1 protein-coding gene is annotated in these 2,684 nt (G+C 69.6%); it reads left to right on the plus strand.

Translation table 11 applies throughout. The features are described 5' to 3' along the window. The coding region (gene eccCb, locus EIY87_RS00260; RefSeq protein ID WP_125305588.1) for a type VII secretion protein EccCb at window positions 1-2,684 on the plus strand (2,684 nt) is incomplete at both ends.

Below are 2,684 nucleotides of genomic sequence, written 5' to 3' on the forward strand. Positions count from 1 at the left end.
ATCCCGGGCGACCCGATGACCTTCGACGTCCAGCAGGCGTGGCGGCCGCGGCCGATCCGCGACCGCTACCGCGTCCCGTTCGGTGTCGGCGAGTACGGGCAGCCGGTCGAGCTGGACATCAAGGAAGCCGCGGCCGAGGGCATGGGCCCGCACGGCCTGTGCATCGGCGCGACCGGTTCCGGTAAGTCGGAGTTCCTGCGCACGTTGGTGCTGGGCCTGCTGGCCACGCACTCCTCGTCCACGCTCAACTTCGTCCTCGTCGACTTCAAGGGTGGCGCGACGTTCCTGGGTCTGGACAAGGCCCCGCACGTCTCCGCGGTCATCACCAACCTCGCCGACGAAGTCACGCTGGTCGACCGCATGAAGGACGCGCTGGCAGGCGAGATGAACCGCCGGCAGGAAGCGCTGAAGAACGGCGGTAACTTCAAGAACGTCTGGGAGTACGAGAAGGCCCGCGAGAACGGCGCCGACCTCGACCCGCTGCCCGCGCTGTTCATCGTCTGTGACGAGTTCTCCGAGCTGCTGTCGGCGAAGCCGGACTTCATCGACCTGTTCGTCGCCATCGGCCGGCTGGGCCGGTCGCTGCAGATGCACATGCTGCTCGCCTCGCAGCGCCTCGAAGAGGGCAAGCTGCGCGGCCTGGACTCGCACCTGTCGTACCGGATCGGCCTCAAGACGTTCTCGGCGGCGGAGTCCCGCGCCGCGATCGGCGTGCCGGACGCGTTCGAGCTGCCCTCGGTCCCCGGTGGCGGTTACCTGAAGTACGACACCTCGACCCTGGTGCGGTTCAAGGCGTCCTACGTCTCGGGCCCGTACCGCCCGGCCGGTCTCAAGGTGGCCGGCCCGGCGGCGACCGTGGTCCGCGCGGACAAGCGGCCGCAGCTGTTCGTGCCGGACTTCGTCGAACTGCCGAAGGAACCCGAGCCGCAGTTCATCGAAGAGGCGCCGAAGGAAGAGCAGCGGCAGTCCGAGGAAGCGGTCGAACCGTCGGAGCTGGACGTCATCGTCTCGCGGCTGATCGGGCAGGGCCCGCCGGCGCACGAGGTGTGGCTGCCGCCGCTGAAGGACCCGAACTCCCTCGACACGCTGCTGCCGAACCTGAACCCGACCGACGACCGCGGCCTGTCCCCGGTCGGCTTCTTCGGCAACGGGCGGCTGCAGGTGCCGCTGGGCATCATCGACCGGCCGTACGAGCAGCGGCGTGACCCGTTGTGGGCGGACTTCTCCGGCGCGGCCGGGCACGGCGTGATCGTCGGCGGCCCGCAGTCGGGCAAGTCGACCATGCTGCGGACGCTGATCATGTCGATGGCGCTCACGCACACCCCCGAGGAAGCGCAGTTCTACTGCCTGGACCTCGGTGGTGGCACGCTGACCGGTCTGGCCGACCTGCCGCACGTCGGCGGCGTCGCGGTGGCCCGGCGCGAGCCGGACAAGGCCCGCCGGATCGTGGCCGAGCTGACCACCCTGCTCACCGAGCGGGAAGGCCGGTTCGGGGCGATGGGCATCGACTCGATGACCGAGTTCCGCAACCGCAAGCGGCGCGGCGAGATCCGGCCGGACCAGGACCCGTTCGGCGACGCGTTCCTGATCGTGGACAACTGGCGCGCGCTGCGCGACGACTTCGAAGAGCTGGAAACCACGATCACCCGGCTGGCCACGCAGGGTCTGTCCTACGGCGTGCACGTCATCGTCGCGGCCAACCGGTGGGCGGACATCCGGCCGGCGATCAAGGACATGCTGGGCACCCGGTTCGAGCTGCGCCTGGGTGACCCGACCGAGTCCGACATCGACCGCCGGGTCGCGGTGAACATCCCGGCCGGGCGGCCGGGCCGGGGCCTGACCCGGGAGAAGCTGCACATGCTCGGCGGCCTCCCGCGCATCGACGGGTCCAGCGACCCGGAGACGATCGCGTCGGGCGTGGCGGACGCGGTGGCGAAGATCAAGGGCGCCTGGCGCGGCCGGGTCGCGCCGCAGGTCCGCCTGCTGCCGGAGATGATCACCTACGAGGACGTCCTCAAGCTCGACACCGCGCGGGACTCCAAGCTGGTCCCGATCGGCGTCAACGAGGAAGACCTGCAGCCGATCTACCTCGACTTCAACGCCGAGCCGCACTTCTACGCGTTCGCGGACGGCGAGTCGGGCAAGACGAACCTGCTGCGGCAGATCGCCCGGGGCATCTCGGAGCGCTACACCTCGCAGGAAGCGCTGATCCTGCTGGTCGACTACCGGCGCACGATGCTGGGGTTCATCCAGGGCGACGCGCTGCTCGGGTACGCGGTGTCGGCGAACCAGCTGGAGAGCATGGTCGGCGACGTCTTCAACTCGATGACGCGGCGCCTGCCGGGCCCGGACGTCACCCAGGAACAGCTGAAGACGCGGTCCTGGTGGAAGGGCCCGGAGCTGTTCATCCTGGTCGACGACTACGACCTGGTGGCCACGTCGACGACCAACCCGCTGCGGAAGATCTCCGACTTCCTGCCCCAAGCCAAGGACGTCGGCCTGCACCTGGTGGTCGTGCGGCGCACCGGTGGCGCGTCGAAGGCGATGTACGACCCGATCATCGGCAAGCTCAAGGAGATCGCGGCGCCGGGCATGGTGATGAACGGCTCCCGCGACGAGGGCGCGCTGGTCGGCAACATCAAGCCGAGCGCGATGCCGCCGGGCCGGGGCAACCTGCTGACCCG

Origin of the sequence: Amycolatopsis eburnea (genome assembly GCF_003937945.1) — a bacterium.
GTDB classification, from domain to species: domain Bacteria; phylum Actinomycetota; class Actinomycetes; order Mycobacteriales; family Pseudonocardiaceae; genus Amycolatopsis; species Amycolatopsis eburnea.